This is a genomic window from Pedobacter sp. HMWF019 (genome assembly GCF_003061025.1).
GTDB lineage: Bacteria > Bacteroidota > Bacteroidia > Sphingobacteriales > Sphingobacteriaceae > Pedobacter.
On record NZ_QAIL01000229.1, the window covers coordinates 1 to 2,170 of the forward strand.

At 39.2% G+C, this 2,170-nt stretch carries 2 protein-coding genes; one reads left to right on the forward strand and one right to left on the reverse strand.

Annotated elements, in window-relative coordinates:
- Positions 1–70 precede the first annotated feature (70 nt).
- On the reverse strand, positions 71–1,132 hold the full coding sequence (locus DBR11_RS13560) for a saccharopine dehydrogenase C-terminal domain-containing protein (RefSeq protein ID WP_108553207.1): 1,062 nt from the start codon (positions 1,130–1,132) through the stop codon (positions 71–73).
- A gap of 68 nt (positions 1,133–1,200) precedes the next feature.
- On the opposite strand from DBR11_RS13560, the gene DBR11_RS13565 reads away from it, so the two are divergent.
- Positions 1,201–2,097, forward strand: a complete 897-nt coding sequence (locus tag DBR11_RS13565; RefSeq protein ID WP_108553206.1) for a LysR family transcriptional regulator — start codon at positions 1,201–1,203, stop codon at positions 2,095–2,097.
- The last annotated feature ends 73 nt before the right edge of the window (positions 2,098–2,170 follow it).

The following is a 2,170-nucleotide window of genomic DNA, read 5'->3' on the forward strand; positions in this document are numbered from 1 at the left end:
TTCCGGTACCGCTCAAAAAGAATATTTAAAAAAACGTCTAAAGGTTTATTTTTATTAAAATTCATATTCTTTATTTAAAAAAACTACCGGTTTGGGTGGTAAGCAATGCATCAAAAGAGATTTCTTCCTGTTTGATAAATCCTTTAGAAGGTAATGCCCCTGCTGCAACCATTTCTACTACTGCAACTAAACTAGCCGCTGTTGTCCAGGAAATCGCTCTCCAGTGCTGCCCGTCAATAACCATCGGGGTACATGATTTACAGTATTCATTCCTTTTCATTTGACCATCTTTCCATCCTTCGGCTACAGCATAAATTAGTACCACATCTTCCTGAACTTCCGGTTTTGCATTCTTAAGGATATCTTCCAATTGCTGTTTATTGTCTTTCATATGCAATTCATGAATCAGAAAGTTCATTAAATCACAATGTCCGGGATAACGAATTGTTTTGTAGTCTAACTTATCTACTTTTCCTTCGTAAGTTTCACACATGGTGCCTAGTCCACCTGAAGTATAAAAGGCTTCGTAGCTAGCCCCATCTATATTGATGGCTTCTTTTCCCTGCAGGGAAATGACCTGTTTACGCCGGCCATTATGAATGGCTTCGGCATCGTTTATATATTCATTGACTACTCCTGCTGCAGACCAGGTAAAAGAATAGCCCATTTCTCCATTAGGATATTTAGGCAATGCCCCTACCCGCATTTCTATAGAACGTAATTTTTCAAAGTCTTTGGCTAAATGCGCGCCTATGATGCCAATAATACCTGGAGCCAGGCCGCATTGCGGCGCCATTACAGAAGTCGCCGTTTCACTTAAGCCAATAATATAATTGGTTGTCTCCACATCTTCTGTCAGGTCAAAATAGTGCTTTCCCTGTTTATGGGCAATGGTTGCAATCGCCTTATTTAAAAAGTAGGGCAGCGCAGATACCACCGCATCGTGTTCAGAAATAATCTTTTCCATCAACTGGATGTCTGTTACATCTCCTGTAACCAATTTAAATGGAAGATCAAATGAATAATGTGGTGCTTGTTTATCCATACCCGTCACCTCAAATTGCTTGCTCAATAGTGAACCAACCAGTGTGCCTACTTTTCCAAGTCCGAGTGTAAGTACTTTTTTAATCATGTTTATATTTAGTTTGTTGCCAAATATCTTTACATTTATCATTACTGACAATTCATATTAATTAAGTAATGATAAGTATCGCTAATCAAATTGAATTGAGGCATCTCACTTATTTTAAAGTTCTCGCGGAGAAATTACATTACCGGGAGGCCTCTGAGCTACTTTTTATATCGCAATCTGCATTAAGTCAGCAGATCAAACAACTGGAGGGAATTCTGAAAGTTCAATTGTTTGACAGGACCAACAAGAAGGTATATCTTACCGATGCGGGTAGCCTGTTTTATAAAGATGTACAGCAAATTCTGAATAAGATAGAAACTGCAGTTACGAACATAAAATTACTAAAAATGGGCAATACAGGACAGATCAGAATAGGCTTTGTTGCTTCTGCAATGGAGTCTGTGCTTCCTGATGTGCTTAAGCTGTTCAACAGCGACTGCCCAAATATCAAATTTCAACTCGACGAGCTGAACAATGCCGATCAATTTATGCATTTGCAAAATGAATTGCTTGATATTGGTTTCATGAGGAGTAATCATTTACCAGAAGGCTTTATCAATAAACGGGTGTATGTGGAGACATTTTCTTTGGTATTGCCTGCCGCTCATCCTATGACCAGCAAAAAGTTTCACAATATTGCACAGCTGGCTCAGGAGCCATTCATCTTATTTCCAAACGAAAAAAGCCAACTATATTATCAGCAGATCCTAAATCTCTGTGCCGATCAGGGCTTCGTGCCTAAAGTTGCTCACCGTTCCATCCATGCACCCACCATTTTTAGGCTGGTAGAAAATGGAATGGGACTATCGATCATACCTACTTCCCTGGCACATACAGACAATCCTAATATCAGGTTTATTGAATTGACTAATGTTCCTCAAAAAACTGCGCTGTTTGCAGCTTGGAAAAAGGACAATGTCAATCCGGCACTGCCCTATCTGTTAGATATGCTGCCAACAGTGTAGAATATATAGATATTTAGGATCGACTAGACAAAAAAAAGCTGGGCCATTTCTAAACAGGGCTTCTGTTTAGAAA

Bases quoted from the DNA above. Each gene is read 5' to 3' on its own strand.
- DBR11_RS13560 (WP_108553207.1), bottom strand. From the start codon at position 1,132: ATGATTAAAAAAGTACTTACACTCGGACTTGGAAAAGTAGGCACACTG.
- DBR11_RS13565 (WP_108553206.1), top strand. From the start codon at position 1,201: ATGATAAGTATCGCTAATCAAATTGAATTGAGGCATCTCACTTATTTT.